Raw genomic sequence first — 19,741 nt, 5'->3', positions numbered from 1 at the left:
CCCGTGGTGGTGATGTGCGTCTCGGGGTCGGGCAAGTCGACCGTCGGGGCGGCGCTAGCGCGGCGCTTGCGGGTCCCGTTCGTGGACGCCGACAGCCTGCATCCGCCCGCCAACATCGCCAAAATGGCGGCACGCGAACCGCTTACCGATGACGATCGCTATCCCTGGCTGGAGAAGGTCGGTGAGTGGCTGGCCGCCCATGTCGACGGGGGAGTGGCGAGTTGTTCTGCGCTCAAGCGGAAATATCGCGACAGGTTGCGCGCACTCTGCCCCCGCGTGGAATTCCTGCACCTTGCCGGCTCGCCGGAACTCATCGGGAGCCGAGTCGCCGCCAGGACCGGACACTTCATGCCTGCCGAATTGCTGCGTTCACAATTCGACGCGCTGGAACCGCTCGGTGCCGATGAGGCCGGTATGACCGTCGACGTGGACCAAGGCGTCGACGCGATCGTCGACGCCTTCGTGGCGCGCTCTACCAGCCGACCTTGCGGCGGCCCGCCTTGACCTGATCCTCGGCGCGAGACCGCGCGGTGTCTGCCAGATCGCTGCCTCGCTCGCGGGCGATGTCGGCGAGTTTCTCACTGCGCTTGCGCGCCTTCTTGGCCAGCTTCTCGCTGCGCTTGCGGGCCTTCTTGGCCAGCGGTTCGGCCCAGTCGGCGGCGTCGTCGGCCAGCTCTTCGCTGCGCTTGCGTGCCTTCTCGGCGAGATATGCGGCCCGGTCGGCCGCTTCGTCGGCGAATTTTTCGCCGCGTTTGCGTGCCTCCTTGGCGAGCGGCTTGCTTCTGTCGGCAGCGGTGCTTGCGAATTCGCGACCCCGCTCGAGGGCGGCTTCCGCGTACGGCGCACTGCGTTCGGCTGCGGTGCTGGCGAATTCGCGACCCCGCTCGAGGGCGGCCTCGGCGTATGGCGCGCCGCGTTCGGCTGCGGTACTGGCCAACTCGCGGCCGCGCTCGGCACCGACTTGCAGGCCGTGCACGATCCGCTCGCCGAGCTCCGAGAAATCAGAGTCATCGGATCCCGGTAGCGCCGACGACACCCGATCCGAGAGCCGCTCGGCGGCGTGCCGGCCACGCCAGCCCAGCGAGGGTTTGCCCGCTGTGTCTGCGGACGCGATCAGCAACCCGCCTAGCAGGCTGAGGTCGGTGAGAAACTGTTGGCGTTTGTGCGCCTTCGCTTGCGGGTCGGTCTCGCTCCAGAACGCGTGCGCACCGAGGTTGGCCGGCAACACCGTGACCGCGAGCGCCGCGGAAGCGAAACGGGGCAGCTTGCCCGCGGCGAGCAGCAGCCCGCCACCAATTTGAACGGCAGCGTTGATTTGCGCGAATGTCTCGGGATCGCTCGGAATGTTGCTACTTACCGAATCGGGTAATGATTGCAAACCGTCTACCGCAGGGGCCGCGGCCTGCGCGGCCGACTTTGGATTGAGCAGCGAATTGACTCCCTGGCCGATGAACGCCACTGACAGCAACGGCCGCGCTATTCTCCGGATCACCATGGCCGGTGTATTACCCGGCTGCAAGTCGAGCAAACCGTCCCGCGGATATCCCCTGCTAGAACCCGCACGGATAGGGTGGAGCGCGTGGCAGCGTTGATCATCGTCGACGTGCAAAACGATTTCTGCGAGGGCGGCTCCGTGCCGGTGCCCGGGGGCGCCGCTTTGGCGCTTGCCGTCAACGATTATCTGGCGAGTGAGCCTGGCTATCAGCACATCGTGGCGACCCAGGACTTCCACATCGATCCGGGCGCCCATTTCTCCGACCGGCCGGATTTTTCGACGTCCTGGCCGCCACATTGCGTCGCGGGGACCGAGGGCGCCGAATTTCAATCCGGCCTCAACGCCGACCGGATCGACGCGGTTTTTCGCAAGGGCGCCTACGACGCCGGTTACAGCGGTTTCGAGGGTGTCGACGAGAACGGGACGACGCTGCTTGCGTGGTTGCGGCAGCGGGGGATCGACGAGGTCGACGTCGTCGGCATCGCCACCGAGCACTGCGTCCGGCGCACCGCCGAGGACGCGGCCCGGACCGGCCTGGCCACCAGAGTGCTGGTGGATTTGACCGCGTCGGTGGGTGGCGGGTCGGCCACGGAGGCGCTCGCTCAGATGCAATCCGCCGGCGTCGAGCTGATCGGGGGTTCGTGATGGTTGTGCCGCTGGATCGGGAACACCTGCTGGCCGTCGTCGAGCGGTCGCCGCAGGCGGCGGGCGCCCACGATCGCAGCGGGTGGGTGTCGCTGTTCACCGCCGACGGCCGCATCGAGGATCCGGTCGGCTCGCGGCCGCATGTCGGGCATGAGCAGATCGGCCGGTTCTACGACACTTTCATCGGTCCGCGCGACATCAAATTCCACCGGGACCTCGACATCGTCTTCGGCACGGTCGTGCTGCGCGACCTCGAGCTCGAGGTCGCTATGGGCTCCACCGTCACGATGTACATCCCGGCCTTCTTGCGCTATGACCTGCGAGAAGCCAACGGCGACTGGCACATTGGCGAGCTGCGCGCCTACTGGGAACTTCCGGCGATGATGCTGCAGTTCCTGGGGACCGGGCCGGGTGCGGTCTCGCCCGCGCTCGCGTTGTCGAAGGGGTTGTTCGCGAATCAGGGTCTGAGCGGGACCGCGGGTTTCATGGCGGGATTCCGGCGGGTGGGTACGCGACACAAGAAGCTGGTCGAGTCCATTCTCGATGCCGTCGCGCACCGTGATCGCCACGCCGCTTCGCGGGTGTTATCAGCAACGGCTGCAATAACTTTGGGTGATCACGAACCCCTCGATCTCGCCGAACTCGTCGAACAGCTGGACGGGGCGAGCCCGACGAAGCTGAACAGCGCGGGCTCCACCGTCGCGGTCTCGCTCAACTCGGGTCACGGGCGCGGCATCCTGTTCGCCGACGTGGCCTGGCGCGGGAACGCCATCAAGGCGATCAGGTACTTTCCCGCCTGATCGCCTGCCCGTTCAGCGGACGATCATCAACGCCAGCGACGCCGCCGACAGGCACAGAAAGGCTCCGGGAAACGCGATGTTGTACAGGACCCGGGCCCGCAGGTGCGTGACGACGGCGCCGACGAAGAACAGCACCAGACCGGCGGCGGCCGCGATCCCCAAGGCCGGTAGGCCCAAGAGACCGACCACCAATCCGCCGGCTCCGGCCAGCTTCACGGCCCCGAGCGCCGGTAACCACGAACGCGGCACCCCGACCTGGGCTGAATTCGCCAACACGAAGTCGGCGGGGACGAGATCGGCAACGGCGATCGCCGCCGTGATGGTCGCGGTGAACAGCGTGATCACAACATATGCGGTGTTCATAGCGATCAAACCGTTGTCGCGCAGCTATTTCCGCAGCGGCGAGTCGGTTGGTTGCGGCGGACGCGGCGGAGCACAATCGTTAGGGTCATGGTGCTGGTCTCCTTCGCAGCAGAGAGTTTGATGGACGCGGTCATCTTCTTGACGACTCCCATGCGGAAAAGGTGACCCATGACTGCGACCAAGGATCTCCTAGATCTCGCCCAGCGCTTCGATGCGGATCGGCGACACCTGCGGTCGGTCGCGTTCCAGCTGCTGGGCTCGGTGGCCGACGCTGACGACGCAGTGCAGTCCGCCTGGTTGAAGGCCAGCCGCGCGGATTCCTCCGTCATTGAAGAGGTTGACAACCTCACCGGTTGGTTCACGACGATCACCGCACGCGAGGCGCTCGACCAACTTCGGGTGCGCAAGCGGCGTGCCGAGCGGCCCCTCGACCAGGCCGCCGAGTTCGGTGTCTCGCCGCCGGCCGACGAGGATGCGCTGCTGGCGGAGTCGGTGAGTGGCGCGCTGCTCGTCGTGCTTGATCGGCTCTCTCCGGCGCAGCGCGTCGCCTTCGTGCTGCACGACGCTTTCGCCATGCCGTTCGACGAGATCGCCGGTCTGCTCAACCGGACGCCGGACGCCGCGAAGAAGCTCGCAAGCCGGGCCCGTTTGCGCCTGCACTCCGACCCGGTCGGCGAACCGCGACGCACCGAGGAACACCTGCGGGTTGTCACCGCGTTCCTGGCGGCCTCGCGTGGTGGTGACATCGCGACCTTGCTCGAACTGCTGGCTCCCGAGGTGGTGCGCCGGGTCGATCGGGCGCTGGTTCCCGACGACGTGCCCACCGAGGTGCGCGGCGCCGGCGAGGTCGCGCAGGAGACTCGCCGATTCGCGCGGCGGGCGGCGACCGGCGTCGTCATGCTCATCGACGGGGCACCGGGGATCGTTCTCGCGCCCCGCGGACGCGCGCAGGTCCTGCTGGTGATCGGCCTCGGGGCCGACGATCGCATCCACACCATCGACATCACCGGCGACGCGGATCGCATCCGTCGGACCACGCTGACGCTGCCGGTTCGAGACCGGGAGCACCATGCTCGATAAGCCGTTCGGGCGGCGAAGTCTGCTGCGAGGCGCCGGCGCGCTCACCGCGGCGTCGCTGGCGCCGTGGACGGGCGGCTGCGCCCCGGACGACGAAGACGCGCTGACTTTCTTCTTCGCGGCAAATCCGGATGAGCGTGACGCGCGGCTACGCATCGTCGAGGAATTCCAGCGGCGCCATCCCGACATCAAAGTCCGCACCCTGCTGTCGGCGGGTAGCGCCATGCAGCAGTTGGCGACGTTCTGCGCCGGCGGCAAGTGCCCGGACGTGCTGATGGCCTGGGAGTTGACCTATGCCGAACTGGCCGACCGCGGGGTGCTGCTCGATCTCAACAGCCTGCTGGCGGGGGACAAGGCGTTCGCCCAGCAACTCAAATCGGAGAGCATCGCGCCGCTGTTCGACACCTTCACGTTCAACGGAGGCCAGTACGCGCTACCGGAGCAGTGGTCCGGAAACTACTTGTTCTACAACAAGCGGCTTTTCGCCGACGCCGGGGTGCCACTGCCGCCCAAGACGTGGGACCGGCCATGGAGTTTCACCGAATTCCGCGACACCGCCAGCGCTCTCACCAATCGGAACGCCGGGCGAGTAACCCAGTGGGGTTTCGTCAACATGTGGTTTTCGTACTACTCGGCCGGGTTGTTCGCCATGAACAATGGGGTGCCGTGGGCCACGCCGCTGAAGGATCCGACGCACTTCAACTTCGACCAAGACGGCTTCATCGAGGCGGTGCAGTTCTACGCCGACCTGGCCAACAAGTACAGGGTCGCGCCCAACGCCTCCGAGGTGCAGTCGATGTCCACGCCCGATCTGTTCGCTTCGGGTAAGGCGGCGATCGCGATGGGTGGCCACTGGCGATATCAGACGTTCCTTCGCGCCGACGACCTGGAATTCGATGTCACCTCGTTGCCGGTGGGGCCACGACGGCAGGGCCAGCCCGCCCACTCCAACATCGGTACCACCGGGCTGGCCGTCTCATCGAGCAGTCCACGCAAGGAAAAGGCATGGGAATTCGTCAAATTCGCGACCGGTCCCGTCGGACAGGCGTTGATCGCTGAATCCAGCTTGTTCGTGCCGGTGCTGCGGTCCGCGCTGAATTCGGCCGGGTTCGCCGACGCTCACCGAAGGGTCGACAACCTGGCTGTCCTCACGCAAGGACCGGCGTATTCGGAAGGGCTGCCGGTCACCCCGGCGTGGGAAAAGGTTGTCGCCTTGATGGACCGCAACTTCGGCCCCGTGCTGCGCGGATCCCGGCCGGCGAGATCGCTGACCGGTCTGTCGTCCGCCCTCGACGAGGTGCTGCGCACCCCATGACGTCGATCGATTCCCGAACCGCACGCGGCCCCCGACGTTCGACGGGTTCCGGTCCGTCGCGGCGCCGCGCCTGGGCCGGTCGCCTTTTCGTCGCACCCAACCTGGCGGCGGTCGCGGTGTTCATGCTGTTTCCGCTCGGATTCTCGCTCTACATGAGCTTTCAGCGATGGGACGTGTTCAGGCCGCCAAAGTTCGTGGGCCTGAAGAATTTCGAAGAGCTGTTCACCTCCGACCCGCTCTTCCTCATCGCCATCCGCAACACGATGATCTTCACCGTGGGGACCGTCGTGCCGACCGTCCTCGTCAGCCTCGTCGTGGCCGCCGTGCTGAACCGGAAGGTCCGGGGCATCGGCGTGTTCCGCACCATCGTCTTTCTGCCGCTGGCCATCTCGTCGGTGGTCATGGCGGTCGTGTGGCAGTTCGTCTTCAACACCGACAACGGGTTGCTCAACATCATGCTCGGCTGGGTCGGGCTCGGCCCGGTCCCATGGTTGGTCGAACCCAGGTGGGCCATGGTCTCGCTGTGCATCGTCAGCGTGTGGCGGAGCGTCCCCTTCGCCACCGTGATCTTGCTGGCGGCGATGCAGGGGGTTCCGGGGACCGTTTACGAGGCGGCCAGAATCGACGGCGCGGGGGAGATCCGGCAGTTCGCGTTCATCACGGTTCCGTTGATCCGCGGATCGATATCGTTCGTGGGGGTCATCTCGATCATTCACGCGTTTCAGGCATTTGACATGGTCTACGTCCTCAACGGCGCGAACGGCGGCCCGGAGACCGCCACCTATGTCCTGGGCATCATGCTGTTCCAGCACGCGTTCTCCTTCCTGGAGTTCGGCTACGCGTCCGCGCTGGCATGGGTGATGTTCGCCATCCTGCTGGTGCTGACCGTGTTGCAGTTGCGGCTCACCCGGCAACGGTCCTGGGAGACTTCTCGTGGCCTCAGTTGAGAGTCTGTTCAAAACCACTGTCTTTCGCAGTGTGCTCGTCTACACCGCGCTGATCGGCATCGCCTGGTGCTGGCTCTTCCCGATCGCTTGGGCGGTGTCGGGCTCTCTGAAGAGGGAAGGCGAGATTACCGAGCCCAAGCTGTTTCCGGCCCATCCGCGGTGGTTGAACTACACCGAAGTGTTCTCCCTGATGCCGTTCTGGCGCATGTTCTTCAACACCGTGCTGTACGCCGGATGCGTCACGGCGGGGCAGGTCTTCTTCTGCTCACTGGCCGGATATGCGTTCGCACGACTGCAGTTTCGCGGCCGCGACACGTTGTTCGTGTTGTACCTGGGCACCCTGATGGTGCCGCTGACCGTGACGGTGATCCCGCAGTTCATCCTGATGCGCACGGTGGGTTGGGTCGACACCCCGTGGGCGATGATCGTGCCGGGCCTGTTCGGCAGCGCCTTCGGCACCTACCTCATGCGGCAGTTCTTCAGCACACTCCCGAACGACCTCGAGGAGGCGGCGATCCTCGACGGTTGTTCGCCATGGCAGATCTACTGGCGAATCCTGCTGCCACATGCCCGGCCCGCGGTGATGGTGCTCGCGGTGCTCACTTGGGTCAACGTCTGGAACGACTTCCTGTGGCCGTTGCTGATGCTGCAGCGCAGCAGCCTGGCCACGCTCACGCTCGGCCTGGTCCGGCTGCGCGGCGAATACGTCGCGCGCTGGCCGATTATCATGGCGACTTCGATGCTCATCATGCTGCCACTCGTCATCATTTACGCGATCGCACAGCGATCGTTCGTCCGGGGTATCGCCGTCACGGGACTCAACGGGTAGCGCATGGCTTCGGTGACTTTCGAGCAAGCGACGCGGCGCTATCCGGGCGCGGACCGACCCGCCCTGGACAGCCTCGATTTGGATGTCGGTGACGGCGAGTTCGTCGTGCTGGTCGGACCGTCGGGGTGCGGCAAGACGACGTCGTTGCGGATGGTGGCCGGGTTGGAGACGGTGGACTCCGGGTGCATCCGGATCGGTGAGCGAAACGTCACCAACGTCGATCCCAAGGACCGCGACATCGCGATGGTGTTCCAGAACTATGCGCTATACCCACATATGACGGTGGCCCAGAACATGGGCTTCGCCCTGAAGATCGCCAAGACGCCGAAGGCCGAGATCCGCGACCGGGTGCTGGACGCAGCGAGATTGCTTGATCTGCAACCGTATTTGGACCGCAAACCCAAAGACCTCTCCGGTGGGCAACGCCAACGGGTGGCGATGGGGCGGGCCATCGTGCGTCGCCCACAGGTATTCCTGATGGACGAACCGCTGTCCAACCTGGACGCTAAATTGCGGGTCCAAACCCGTAACCAGATCGCCGCGCTGCAACGACGGCTCGGCACCACCACCGTGTACGTGACTCATGACCAGGTCGAGGCCATGACCATGGGGGACCGTGTCGCTGTGCTGCGCGACGGTGTGCTGCAACAGTTTGCGGCTCCACGTGAGCTGTACCGCAACCCGGTCAACGTCTTCGTGGCGGGGTTCATCGGATCGCCTGCGATGAACCTGTTCACCCTGCCGATCTTCGATTCCGCTGTGTCGCTGGGTGATTGGCCCATCGCGCTGCCGCGCGAATTCGCCGACTCCGCAAGCGAGGTCGTGATCGGGGTGCGTCCTGAGCACTTCGAGCTCGGCGGCCTCGGCGTCGAGATGGAAGTCGACGTCGTCGAGGAGTTGGGGGCGGACGCCTACCTTTACGGCCGAATCACCGGCTCCGGCAAGGTGATCGACCAGCCCATCGTCGCGCGGGCCGACGGACGCCACCCGCCGGAGAAGGGCAGCCGGGTGCGCCTGCATCCCGAACCCGGACACCTGCACTTCTTCAGCACGGACGGACACCGGGTCTCATGAACGCAAATCGTGTCGACCTGGTGTGCGAAGGCGGCGGCGTCCGGGGCATCGGGCTGGTCGGTGCGGTCGACGCGCTGACCGCCGCCGGCTACCGGTTTCCGCGTGTCGCGGGTACCAGCGCGGGCGCGATCGTCGCGTCGCTGGTCGCAGCGCTGCAGGCCGCGGGTGAACCGCTGAGCCGGCTCGCAGAGGTGATGCGCACCATCGACTATCAGAAATTCCTCGACCGCAGCCTGATCGGGCGGGTGCCGCTGATCGGTGGCGGTCTGTCGTTGCTGGTGTCGGATGGGGTGTACCGCGGGGCCTATCTCGAACAGTTGCTCGCCGGTCTCCTCGGTGACCTGGGCGTGCGAACTTTCGGTGACTTGCGCACCGGCGAACAGCCCGAGCAATTCGCGTGGTCACTCGTCGTGACCGCGAGCGATCTGTCCAGGCGCCGACTGGTGCGCATCCCGTGGGACCTCGATTCGTACGGTATCGATCCGGATGAGTTTCCGGTGGCGCGTGCGGTGCACGCGTCGTCGGCGATTCCCTATGTGTTCGAACCCGTTCGGGTGGGCGGAGCCACCTGGGTCGATGGGGGGTTGCTGTCCGACTTCCCGGTGGAGCTGTTCGACAGGACCGATGCCCAGTCGCGATGGCCGACATTCGGGATACGGCTGTCGGCTCGCCCGGGTATCCCGCCCACCCATCCGGTGCACGGCCCGGTTTCGTTGGGACTCGCGGCGATTGAGACGCTGGTGAGCAATCAGGACAACGCCTACATCGACGATCCGTGCACCGTTAAGCGCACGATCTTCGTGCCCGCCGACGGGGTCAGCCCGATCGACTTCAACATCACCGTCGCGCAGCGCGAGGCGCTGTATCAACGGGGACTGCAAGCAGGCCAACAGTTCCTGCAGACCTGGAATTATGCGGATTACCTCAAGGCCTGCGGTGGACCAGTGCAGGGCACGCCCTGACGCGGGTTATCCGCGGGCGCAGCGCATCACATTCAGGCGATGCATTACCCGCTCGACGTCGGCCGGCGACGGCATTTCGTTGGTGACTCGGGTGATCTCCACCCCGATGTCAATGGAGCTGATGGGCCAGAGCCTGCGCTTCATGAGTTTGGTTGCGATGGCAGTGATCTCATCGTTACAAAGCCGTCGGCGCGATAAGGCGACCACCGGCGTGTGACCGGTCGCCGGATAGCCGGCCCGCACGAAAGCCACGATGCTCGACACCCAAAGGGTCAAGTCCATAATCCACCTCGCTGACCGCCGCATCCTAAGGATTGACGGCAGTTTCCACCATGTCTGGCAACGTACCACCGGCGATGTCATCAGCCCGGTAAGGCAACGCAGTTACTGGCGACTTATTTGTGCAACATTCGGGCTATGAACCGTCACAGGGTCGGGTCGCAGATGGTGTTGTCCGGAACAATGACGAGCGAGCTTGCAGGCGCGACGATTGTCTTGCCAAGACGCGCGTCTACAGCCAAAGGGAGCTCGCCCGGATGATCCCTTACTCGGACGGTATTCCGGCCCGGCGGTTCCCCGTCGTCAACTCCACGCTCATCGCGGTCAACTTCGCGGTGTTTGTGTTCTATGAATTGCTGAACGGGGAGGCGGCGGTCGACCGAGCGTCGTTTTATCCGTGCAACGTCGACAATGCCTGTCACATAGGCGTCCCGTGGGGGATCGGCTGGATCACGGCGATGTTCCTGCATGGAGGTTGGGACCACATCCTCGGCAACATGCTGTTCTTGGTGATCTTCGGTAAGAACGTCGAGGACGCCTTCGGACGGCTCGGTTACCTGGGCTTGTATTTCGCCGGCGGATTCGTCGCAACGATGACGCAGACCGCGATGACGCTGCTTTTCGGCTCGGCTTCCGACGCACAGGTGCCGACTCTCGGCGCCAGCGGCGCGATCGCCGCCGTGCTCGGCGCGTACCTGGTGCTCTATCCCGGCTCGCGCATCAGCACGCTCGTGGGGTGGTTCCCGATCCGAATACCGGCCTGGGTATTCCTGGGTGGCTGGTTTCTCTACCAGTTCTTTGAGAGCAACTACTCGCTTGTCCAATCGAAGGCCGGTGGCAGCGGTGTCGCGTTCTTCGCCCACGTCGGCGGGTTCGTCTTCGGTTTCCTCGTCGCGAGAGTGTTTGTCGGCACCGACCGAATCGCAGCACGGCAACCCGAGGGGACTGGACGATGACACCGAAAATCGTGCCCGGCCGCCCAGACCCGCTTGGCGCCACGCCCGACGGCCGGGGCACTAACTTTGCGGTCGTCTCCGGTGGTGACGAGGTGAGGCTGTGCCTGTTCGACGCCGACGGAGCCGAGACCCAGCTGGTGATGCCCGACCGCGACGGCGACGTCTGGCACGGGTTCGTGTCGGGGGTGGCCCCCGGACAGGCCTATGGATTTCGGGTCAGCGGTCCCTTCGATCCGGGACGCGGGCTGCGCTACAACCCCGCCAAGTTGCTGCTGGACCCCTACGCCCGGGCGATCACGGGCGATGTGCGATTCGGCCCCGAAGTCGTCGGTCATTCGCTGGAAAACCCCTCGGCGCCAAGCCCTCTGGACTCGGCGCAACATGTTCCGCGGAGCCTGGTGCCTGAGGCTCTACCGCCTGTCACCACACCCAAACCGCGGCATGCGTTCGCCGACACCATCCTTTACGAGGTTCACGTTCGCGGATTCACAGCAACCCATCCCGGCGTTCCCGAAGAACTGCGCGGTACCTATGCGGGTCTCGCTCACGAGGCGGCTCTGCAACACCTGACTGACCTTGGCGTGACTGCCGTCGAACTGCTGCCCGTCCACCGCGGTGTGCCCGAGCAATTCCTCCTCGACCGGGGCCTGACCAACTACTGGGGATACAACACGATCGGATTCTTTGCGCCGCAGGCGAACTACTCCGCGGCGGCGCGAGCGGGTCACTCAGGCGCAGAGGTCGCGGAATTCCGCGTAATGGTCGATGCCCTCCACAGTGCCGGTTTGGAAGTGATCCTCGACGTGGTGTTCAACCATACGGCCGAGGGCGGAGCGGGCGGGCCGACGTTGTCCTTCCGCGGGCTCTACAACTCGGCCTACTACCGCCTCGTTCCGGCTGATCCGGGCAGTTACTACGACACGACAGGCACTGGCAATTCGTTGAACACCGACAATCCCACGACGCTGAGGTTGATCATGGATTCCCTCCGCTATTGGTTGTCGCAGATGGGCGTCGACGGCTTTCGTTTCGACCTGGCCGCCACCCTCGGCCGACAGGACGGTGCCTTCGACCCGGTTTCCGCCTTCTTCGACGTCGTCGCCCAAGACCCGGTTATTTCGCAGGCAAAGTTGATCGCCGAACCGTGGGATGTCGGTCAGATGGACAGCTACCAGGTCGGCCGGTTTCCCCCGCTCTGGAGCGAATGGAACGGACGCTTCCGCGACACCCTGCGCGATTGGTGGCGCAGCCAGGATGGGCGCCTTGCGGAATTTGCGTCGCGGTTGTGTGGGTCGTCGGATATCTACGGCGATCGTGCGGAGGGTCGGCGCCCGAGCGCATCGATCAACTTCGTCACCGTCCACGATGGATTCACGCTGAGGGACCTCGTCTCCTACGACCAAAAGCACAACGAGGCGAACGGCGAAAACAACCGCGACGGCACCGACGACAACCGGTCATGGAACTGCGGAGCGGAGGGGCCGACCGATGATCACGATGTGCAGGCCCTTCGAGCGCGACAGGAACGCGCGTTCCTGCTGACGCTGTTGCTTTCGGGTGGCGTCCCGATGCTGCTGGGTGGTGACGAGTTGGGTCGCACCCAGCGGGGCAACAACAACGCCTACTGTCAGGACAACGACATCACGTGGTTTGACTGGTCGGGGGCCGACGATGCGCTTATCGGGTTCACCACCGATCTCATCGCGCTGCGCCGCCGTCATCCGGTCTTCCGCCGGCGTCGCTTCCTCAGCGGGGCCTCCGCCGCGGACTTGCGCTGGTTCACCCCGTCAGGTGCCGACATGACACCCCAGGACTGGATGGACCCCGCTGCGCGCAGCATCGCGTTGTTCGTTGACGGCTCAACGGATCCCGACGTCACCCCCGACGGCACGCCGTTGGTCGACGATGACTTCATGGTGTTCGTCAACGCTTGGTGGGAGCCGTTGACCTTCGTCGTTCCGGGAGATCTTGCGCTGCGACCCTGGGAGATCGTCTGTGATTCCTTCGACCCTGCGAGGACCGGACGTGCCGGGCAACAGCTACAGGTCGGACCGCGGTCCGCGGTCGTCATGCGATCTGGCCGTTAGCCAGGTGACGCTCAAGCGTATCAATCGTGCCGGGCGCGCCGTTACGGCGTTTGGCCGCAAGGCTTTCTAATATTGCCGCGTGGTGGATCGCTATGGAACCGATGTCCTTGCCGCGGGTCGACGCAAGCCCCGGTCTACCGAACATCCGGCGGAACTGGGCTTGGTGGTCGAGGACGTGCAGACCGGTTACGTGGGCGCGGTGGTCCGGGTCGAATACGGGCGAGTGGATTTGGAGGACCGGCGCGGCCACGTGCGCGGTTTCCCCTTGGGCCCTGGGTATTTGCTCGAAGGCCGTCCCGTAATCCTGACCGCGCCGCGTCGTCCGGCGCCGGCCGCCGCCGCCCGAACGGCGTCCGGCTCTGTCGCGGTGCAAGGTGTCCGGGCCCGTGTGGCCCGTGCGAGCCGCATCTACGTCGAGGGACGCCACGACGCCGAACTCATCGCGCAGGTGTGGGGCGAGGACCTGCGGATCGAGGGCGTGGTCGTCGAGCAACTCGGTGGCGTCGACGACTTGGTGGACATCGTGGCGGAGTTCGCGCCGAGCCCGGGTCGCCGGCTCGGTGTACTGGTCGATCACCTTGTCTCGGGCTCGAAGGAGGCGCGGATCGCCGACGCCGTGCGCCGCGGCCCGGGCGGGACGGACACGTTGGTCGTCGGGCATCCCTACGTCGACATCTGGCAGGCGGTGAAGCCGCAGCGGCTTGGTCTGGCTGCTTGGCCGGAGGTGCCGCGGCAGGTGGAGTGGAAGCACGGTGTGTGTGACGCGCTCGGCTTCCCGCACGCCGATCAGGCCGATATCGCCAGGGCTTGGCGGCGGATCCGGTCGCGGGTGCGCGACTGGAATGACCTGGAGCCCGCGCTGATCAGCCGGGTCGAGGAGCTCATAGACTTCGTGACCCAACCGGCCTCGTGACCGAACGGATAGGGCCGAATTTAACTTAGGTTAGGCTAAGCAGAAGGTCCCGGTCCGCGGGACCGGAAAATCGGGACACATGCAGGGCGTATTCGGCGTATTTATCAGCACTTTCCTCATCGGCCTACGGGAAGGTCTCGAGGCGGCGCTCATCGTGAGCATCGTCGGTGCATTCCTCAAACGGAACGGCCAGTCGATACGCCCAATGTTCGCCGGGGTCGCCCTCGCCGTGCTGATCAGCGTGGCCGTGGGGGTCGGCCTGGATCTCTTCGCGACGAGTCTGCCGCAGGCCCAGCAAGAGATGATGGAGACGGTCATCAACGCCGTCGCGGTGGTGTTCGTGACCTCGATGATCATCTGGATGAACGGCAACGCCGCACAGCTCAAAGGTGAGCTCGAGCGCGAGGCCCGGCAGGCGATCAACCGGGGCGGAGCGCTCGCTCTGGTGGGCATGGCTTTTCTCGCCGTTCTCAAAGAGGGCTTCGAGACGTCGGTGTTCCTGCTGGCGGCCGCCGAGACGTCCCACGGCAGCCGGTGGTTCGCGGCGCTGGGCGGCGCGGCGGGGATCGCGGTGTCGGTCGCGCCGGGCGCCGGCCTGTACTTCGGCGGTCTGAAAATCAACCTCGGCCGGTTTTTCCGGGTGACCGGGGTGTTCCTGGTGCTGATCGCCGCCGGGCTCGTGCTGGGCGCGCTGCGCACCGCACACGAGGCGGGTTGGGTGAGCATCGGACAGCAGCGGGTGCTCGATCTGTCGTCGGCGATACCCGGTAACTCGGTGCTGGGCGCGGTGATCACCGGGGTGTTCGGCATCCCCGCCGATCCTCGGCTCGTCGAGGTGCTGGGCTGGCTTCTTTATGCGGTACCGGTGCTCGTTGTCTTCCTGTGGCCCGCCCGGCTCGCCGCGGAGCCACGAATCCGGAGTCGGCTGCTGACGGCCACCGCGATGTCGCTGCTCGTCGCCGCGGCCGTACTGTTCGTCGCGGTGCCCGCGGGTCCATCCTCGGATGCCGACCGGACCCGGACCGTGACCGATCGGGCCGGCCACACGGCCGCGGTGTCGATGACGATCGGGCCGCATGGACGCGAGCTGACAATCACCCCGCAGGGCGGCGCGGCCGGCAACAGCGTCACGCTTGTCCCGGCGGGCGACCAAACGGTGGACGGCTTACCGGTACAGGTGTGGCAGGCTGACGAGGCTACCGGGGCCGACGGTGCGCCCGCAGTCACGCTGGATCAGTTGCTGGGTATGACGGGGGGCCGGCTGCCGGTCGGCCTCGCGATTGGCCGCACTCCTGGGCCGTTTACGGGGCAATGGGCGACAACGACCGCGTATACCGTGCTCGCGCAAGGCGATTTCGTGGTAAGCGCGAAAGCGACGAGCAACCGCACGGCGATACTGACCGGCGGCGGCCTGACCGGAGCCAAGACAGTCAGTCTTGGCGGGCAACCGACGGACTGGTCCACGTCCAGTGCCGAAGACCAGCAGGCCGCGGCGCGGATCGCCGCGAGCTATCGCAATCACGCGGAAGTGCAGCTGTGGAAAGTCTGGCTTCCGTTGGTGCTTGGCGGTTTCGCCGTGCTTTGCATGCTCGGCGCTATAGCCTCAACGCGGCGTCCCCGCCGGGGAGAACAAGAAAGGAAACCGAGTGACAGCGAATCGTACCGCACGCCGGTCCATTGAGATCTGGTCGGCTGCAACGGCTTTGGTCGCGATCGCGGTGCTCTCTGCGACCGCGTGCAGTCACTCGAGCGGCAACTCGGGCAAGGCGGACTCTCCAAGACCCGGCGGCACCAACGCGGTCAAGGTCACCATGGCCAACAACAGTGGCCAGGACGGCTGCGCGTTGGATTCCGCCAGCGTGCCCGCCGGGCCGGTGACCTTCACGGTGGCCAACACGAATGCGCCGGGCATCAGCGAAGTCGAATTGCTCAGAGACCAGCGGATCGTCGGCGAAAAGGAAAATCTCGCGCCGGGCTTGGACCCGGTGTCGTTCACCGTCACCCTGGACGGCGGCGCCTATCAGCTGTATTGCCCCGGCGCGAGCAACGAATACCAGACCCTGACGGTGACCGGCCAGGCCCCGGCGACACCGACGGGCACGGTGGCAAGCATCCTCAGCCAGGGCACCAAGGACTACGCGGCCTACATCGTCAATCAGACCGGCCAGCTCAACGACGGGGTGAAGGCGCTCGACGCCGCCGTGCAGTCCGGCAACGTCGACGCCGCGAAAGCCGCCTACGCCAAAGCCCGGCTCTTCTGGGAACGTTCGGAGTCGACCGTCGAGGGCTTCGTATTGCCGGGCTTCGCGGTCGGCGACAACGCCGGCAGCCTCGATTACCTGATCGACATGCGTGAGTCGACGCCCGTCGACGCCAAGGTCGGCTGGAAGGGCTTCCACGCGATCGAACGCGACCTGTGGCAGGGCGGCGCAATCACTCCGGGCACCAAGGCGTTCAGCACCGAATTGGTCAGCAACGTCGGCAAATTGAACACAATCGTGGCGACCCTGCAGTACAAGCCCGAGGACTTGGCCAACGGTGCCAGCGACCTGATCGAAGAGGTGCAGAACACGAAGATCACCGGCGAGGAAGAAGCCTTCAGCCACATCGACCTGGTCGACTTCTCGGGCAATGTCGAAGGCGCGCAGCAGGCTTACGCGTCGCTACGGCCCGGGCTGGAAAAGATCGACGGCAACCTGGTCAACCAGATCGATCAGCAGTTCAAGACGGTGCTCGCCACACTGGACGGGTACCGCGACCCGTCGGCGTTGGGCGGCTACCGGACGTACACCCCCGAGCTGCGGGCCAGCGACGCGCCGAAGTTGACCGCGGTCATCCAGCCGCTCCATCAGAGCCTGTCGACGGTGGCCCAGAAGGTTGTTTCGGCGCACTGACTATGACGGACGACATGACTGAGCCCTCTGACGAGACGACCCAAGACAACAGCGGTGCCACCCCGGCGGTGACGCGCCGACGCATGCTCGGCGGCGCCATGCTGGCGGGGATCACCGGCACCGCTGTCGGTGCGGTCGGCGGTGGGTTCACCGGCTATGCGGCCGCGGCCGAGCAGCGCGGCGATGACGACGACACCGTCGATCTGCGCCGGAGCTATCCCTTCTACGGCCAGGGCCACCAGGGTGGAATCGCCACGCTCCCACAGCGTTACGCCACCTTCATGTCCTTCTCCCTGGCTTCCGGCGCCGGCCGCGCCCAGCTACAGACGTTGTTGGCCCGGTGGTCGGCCGCGGCCGCGATCCTGCAGCAGGGCAAGCCCGTCGGCACCGTGCAACCGCAGGTCGACGTGCAGCCGCCGACCGACACGGGTGAGGCCTACGGGCTGAGCCCCGCGAGTCTCACCGTCACCATCGGGTTGGGGCCCTCGCTGTTCGGTGATCGTTTCGGGTTGGCGGCGAAGCGTCCCGCCGCATTCACCGATCTGCCGCCGCTCAACGGGGACAACCTGGATCCGCGCCTGCGCGGAGGTGACCTGTCCGTGCAGGCCTGCGCCGACGATCCCCAGGTGTGCTACCACGCCGTGCGTAACCTGGCCCGACTCGGCCGCAACATCGTCTTTCCGTACTGGGCGGTGCTGGGGTTCGGCCGGGCCTCGGCCGGGCCCGGCCAGCACACACCGCGAAACCTGTTGGGGTTCAAGGACGGTACCCGCAACATCAGCACCGATGCGGAGTATGACCGGTTCGTATGGGTCGACAAGAGCGACCAGCCCTGGATGAACGGTGGCACCTACCAAGTCGTCCGCAAGATCCGGATGCTCTTGGAGACATGGGATGTCGACCGGATCGGCAATCAGCAGAGGATCTTCGGCCGCAGCAAGGAAGAAGGGGCGCCGCTGAGCGGCAAGGCCGAGTTCGATACCCCGGACTTCGCCGCCAAGGACGCCGACGGCAGCCCGCTGATCGATCCGAAGTCCCACGTCGGCCTGGCCGCCCGAGAAAACAACGACGGCATCATGATCCGTCGCCGGTCCTACAACTACACCGACGGTCTCGACGCCAACGGCCAACTCAACGCCGGTCTGCTGTTCGTCTCGTATCAAAAAGATCCGCAAGATTTTATTCGCCTGCAGAACCGCCTCGGGGCCAACGACCTGCTCAACGAATACATCCGCCACATCGGCTCAGCAATCTTCGCGGTGCCGCCCGCGCCCGCCGAAGGCCACTACATCGGGCAGAGCCTGTTCGGCTGAGCAAACCTCGCTGATGCGCGGCCGCCGCCGGCGGCCGCGATGTTTCGTGCGTGTCATGTTTCGTGTCGTCGCAGTAAATCAATCCCGCATGCCGTCACGCATCGGGCGCTGCCGAGCACTAAATCCGTGAAGACCCAGAATTTCCCCAGAAACGAAAAGGACACGCATGACAGACGCGCTCGTCATCGACGCTCAAGGCCTGGACCGCCTCTCGTGTAACGCCAAGGCCAACCCGGACACCGGCAGGAAGACATTGAAGGCCAAGACCGTGTGCGAGACGGGGTTCCGCAACATGACCTATGTTCGAGACCTGGCGCCCATGCTGGTGGGCGAGCCGCCCGCACTGCTGGGGGACGACTCCGCACCCAATCCCTCCGAGACCGCCCTGGCCGCGCTGGGCTCGTGTGTGTCGGTGGGGTTGCTGGCGAACGCCACGCACCGGGGCGTGACCCTGACCAAGATCGAGGTCGAAATGGAAGGCGACATCGACATCTCCGCGGTGTGGGGAGTGGGCGACACCCCGGAGGGCAAACGATTGGGCTTCAGCGCGGTCCGCTGCACGGTGACCCTGGCCGGCGACGCCGACGACGCGACCCTCAAGGAGATCCACGACAACGCGATCGCGTGGTCACCCGTGGTGAACACGTTCCGCAACCCGGTGAGCGTCGACTCCACTCTGTTCACCGAATGAAAATGACGGGAATCCCACTGTGGCAACAGCATTGACGAAGGATCCTGCGGCTGGTTTGCTGGACGCCGCGCTGTTGGAGGACGTCCGCACCCACGCCGCGGCGCTGGACCGCGGTGAGCACCAGTCCCGGCGCAGCTTCCGGGCGCTGGGCGCGGCCGGGCTGCTGGGGGTCGGCGCCCCGTGCAACGCCGACGGCGCGCTGCCCGACATGGCCGACGTGATCCGGCTGATCTCGGGCGCGTGCATGAGCACCGGTTTCTCGTTGTGGGCCCACCGCATGGCAGTCGAGTACTTACTCACGGCGGCAACGCCTTTCAGCGTCGCCGCGGTCCAGCCGTTGCTCGCCGGGACGACGCTGGGTGTCACCGGCATGGCTTCGGCGTTCAAGGAGGCGGCCGGCTGCGGCAGCCTGGAGCTGACGGCCACAACGGTCGCCGGCGGCTATCAAGTCGCCGGCCCGATCCGCTGGGCCAGCAACCTGTACCCCGACTCGACCATGGTGACCGCGGTACGCACCGATACCGGCGAGAAGTTGATCGTGGCCTTGCCCTTGGATTCGCCCGGGGTGGCCCTGGGTGAGCATTTCGAACTGCTGGCGATGGGCAGCACCGCCTCGTCGTATCTGAACCTGCAAGATGCCTACGTCCCCGCCGAGCAAGTCCTGTCGCACGACTTCGGCGGATTTCTGCAAGCCGTACGCCCGACATTCCTTGTCCTGCAGTCGGCTATGTGCCTGGGACTCACCAGGACAGCCGTCGAGCAGGCCGGCCACGGGCTCAGCGGGGTCAACTCGGTTTTCAGCGCGGACGTCGACAGCGTCGCAGAGCGGCTCGCGGGCGCCGAGGCGACGTTGGCGCAACTGGCCGCGGCCGTGGGAGGGTCGCAGTCACCCACGAAGAAGGAGTTGCTCTCCCTGCGGCTTGTGGCAGCCGAATTGTCCAGCGCAAGTGCGGATTTGGAGATCCGAACGGCGGGCGGCAAGGGATACGCGAGCAGGACATCGGCTAGCCGTCGTTACCGGGAGGCGGCGTTCATTCCCGTCCAGTCCCCATCCGAAGGCCAACTGCGCTGGGAACTGGCCGCATGCGCCTGAGCGTGGGT

Annotated in this window: 20 protein-coding genes; 17 read left to right on the top strand and 3 right to left on the bottom strand. The window is 65.7% G+C overall.

Annotation, left to right across the window (positions count from 1 at the left end; translation table 11 throughout):
- A partial coding sequence (locus JOZ00_RS22530) for a gluconokinase (RefSeq protein WP_293348260.1) occupies positions 1–504 on the top strand: 504 nt, incomplete at its 5' end.
- Here JOZ00_RS22530 and JOZ00_RS22525 read toward each other — a convergent pair.
- Entirely contained in the window at positions 473–1,495 is a 1,023-nt protein-coding gene (locus JOZ00_RS22525; RefSeq protein ID WP_293348257.1) for a DoxX family membrane protein, read from the bottom strand. The two genes, JOZ00_RS22530 and JOZ00_RS22525, sit on opposite strands and share 32 nt — an antisense overlap.
- 84 nt (positions 1,496–1,579) lie before the next feature.
- On the opposite strand from JOZ00_RS22525, the gene pncA reads away from it, so the two are divergent.
- Together pncA and JOZ00_RS22515 are read left to right on the top strand one after the other, a co-directional pair.
- Entirely contained in the window at positions 1,580–2,140 is a 561-nt protein-coding gene (pncA, locus tag JOZ00_RS22520; protein WP_293348254.1) for a pyrazinamidase PncA, read from the top strand.
- Entirely contained in the window at positions 2,140–2,940 is an 801-nt protein-coding gene (locus JOZ00_RS22515; RefSeq protein WP_293348251.1) for a ketosteroid isomerase family protein, read from the top strand. Before pncA ends, JOZ00_RS22515 begins: the two co-directional genes overlap by 1 nt.
- Before the next feature lie 12 nt (positions 2,941–2,952).
- Here the strand turns inward: JOZ00_RS22515 and JOZ00_RS22510 are convergent, their stop codons facing one another.
- Positions 2,953–3,303, bottom strand: coding sequence for a DoxX family protein (locus JOZ00_RS22510; protein ID WP_293348248.1), 351 nt, complete (start codon positions 3,301–3,303; stop codon positions 2,953–2,955).
- 168 nt (positions 3,304–3,471) lie between these two features.
- On the opposite strand from JOZ00_RS22510, the gene JOZ00_RS22505 reads away from it, so the two are divergent.
- The 6 genes from JOZ00_RS22505 to JOZ00_RS22480 are packed head-to-tail and all read left to right on the top strand — an operon-like array spanning position 3,472 to position 9,507.
- A complete protein-coding gene (locus JOZ00_RS22505) occupies positions 3,472–4,383 on the top strand; it encodes a sigma-70 family RNA polymerase sigma factor (protein ID WP_293348245.1) in 912 nt (303 codons plus the stop codon).
- Entirely contained in the window at positions 4,373–5,695 is a 1,323-nt protein-coding gene (locus tag JOZ00_RS22500; protein ID WP_293348242.1) for a sugar ABC transporter substrate-binding protein, read from the top strand. The genes JOZ00_RS22505 and JOZ00_RS22500 overlap by 11 nt, the downstream gene beginning before the upstream one ends.
- Entirely contained in the window at positions 5,692–6,642 is a 951-nt protein-coding gene (locus JOZ00_RS22495) for a sugar ABC transporter permease (RefSeq protein ID WP_293348239.1), read from the top strand. Before JOZ00_RS22500 ends, JOZ00_RS22495 begins: the two co-directional genes overlap by 4 nt.
- Positions 6,629–7,471, top strand: a complete 843-nt coding sequence (locus tag JOZ00_RS22490) for a carbohydrate ABC transporter permease (RefSeq protein WP_293348236.1) — start codon at positions 6,629–6,631, stop codon at positions 7,469–7,471. Before JOZ00_RS22495 ends, JOZ00_RS22490 begins: the two co-directional genes overlap by 14 nt.
- A gap of 3 nt (positions 7,472–7,474) precedes the next feature.
- On the top strand, positions 7,475–8,545 hold the full coding sequence (ugpC, locus tag JOZ00_RS22485) for a sn-glycerol-3-phosphate ABC transporter ATP-binding protein UgpC (RefSeq protein WP_293348233.1): 1,071 nt from the start codon (positions 7,475–7,477) through the stop codon (positions 8,543–8,545).
- Positions 8,542–9,507 (top strand): patatin-like phospholipase family protein, encoded by a 966-nt coding sequence (locus tag JOZ00_RS22480; protein WP_293348230.1) that lies wholly within the window; start codon positions 8,542–8,544, stop codon positions 9,505–9,507. The genes ugpC and JOZ00_RS22480 overlap by 4 nt, the downstream gene beginning before the upstream one ends.
- A gap of 6 nt (positions 9,508–9,513) precedes the next feature.
- On the opposite strand, the gene JOZ00_RS22475 is transcribed toward JOZ00_RS22480, so the two are convergent.
- Complete coding sequence (locus tag JOZ00_RS22475; RefSeq protein ID WP_293348227.1) at positions 9,514–9,789, bottom strand: DUF3349 domain-containing protein; 276 nt, start codon at positions 9,787–9,789, stop codon at positions 9,514–9,516.
- Positions 9,790–10,043: 254 nt separating this feature from the next.
- On the opposite strand from JOZ00_RS22475, the gene JOZ00_RS22470 reads away from it, so the two are divergent.
- From JOZ00_RS22470 to JOZ00_RS22435, 8 genes are all read left to right on the top strand, one after another.
- Positions 10,044–10,742: a rhomboid family intramembrane serine protease gene (locus JOZ00_RS22470; protein ID WP_293348224.1), complete on the top strand. Its 699-nt coding sequence runs from the start codon at positions 10,044–10,046 to the stop codon at positions 10,740–10,742.
- Positions 10,739–12,829: a glycogen debranching protein GlgX gene (gene glgX / locus JOZ00_RS22465; RefSeq protein WP_293348221.1), complete on the top strand. Its 2,091-nt coding sequence runs from the start codon at positions 10,739–10,741 to the stop codon at positions 12,827–12,829. The genes JOZ00_RS22470 and glgX overlap by 4 nt, the downstream gene beginning before the upstream one ends.
- A 79-nt stretch (positions 12,830–12,908) precedes the next feature.
- The gene (locus JOZ00_RS22460) at positions 12,909–13,742 is read left to right on the top strand and encodes a DUF3097 domain-containing protein (protein ID WP_293348218.1); all 834 of its coding nucleotides are present in this window, start codon (positions 12,909–12,911) and stop codon (positions 13,740–13,742) included.
- Positions 13,743–13,821: 79 nt separating this feature from the next.
- Positions 13,822–15,423, top strand: a complete 1,602-nt coding sequence (gene efeU / locus JOZ00_RS22455; RefSeq protein ID WP_293348215.1) for an iron uptake transporter permease EfeU — start codon at positions 13,822–13,824, stop codon at positions 15,421–15,423.
- 37 nt (positions 15,424–15,460) lie between these two features.
- A complete protein-coding gene (gene efeO / locus JOZ00_RS22450; RefSeq protein WP_293348269.1) occupies positions 15,461–16,636 on the top strand; it encodes an iron uptake system protein EfeO in 1,176 nt (391 codons plus the stop codon).
- A 2-nt stretch (positions 16,637–16,638) separates the two neighbouring features.
- On the top strand, positions 16,639–17,949 hold the full coding sequence (gene efeB / locus JOZ00_RS22445) for an iron uptake transporter deferrochelatase/peroxidase subunit (protein ID WP_293348212.1): 1,311 nt from the start codon (positions 16,639–16,641) through the stop codon (positions 17,947–17,949).
- A 166-nt stretch (positions 17,950–18,115) separates the two neighbouring features.
- Positions 18,116–18,640 (top strand): OsmC family protein, encoded by a 525-nt coding sequence (locus JOZ00_RS22440; protein ID WP_293348209.1) that lies wholly within the window; start codon positions 18,116–18,118, stop codon positions 18,638–18,640.
- Positions 18,641–18,659: 19 nt separating this feature from the next.
- The gene (locus tag JOZ00_RS22435; RefSeq protein WP_293348206.1) at positions 18,660–19,733 is read left to right on the top strand and encodes an acyl-CoA dehydrogenase family protein; all 1,074 of its coding nucleotides are present in this window, start codon (positions 18,660–18,662) and stop codon (positions 19,731–19,733) included.
- Positions 19,734–19,741 lie beyond the last annotated feature (8 nt).

This window comes from Mycobacterium sp., from assembly GCF_019243155.1.
Classification (GTDB): domain Bacteria; phylum Actinomycetota; class Actinomycetes; order Mycobacteriales; family Mycobacteriaceae; genus Mycobacterium.
Note: the sequence above shows the minus strand (reverse complement) of the source record. Positions and strands in the feature narration are given on the sequence as shown.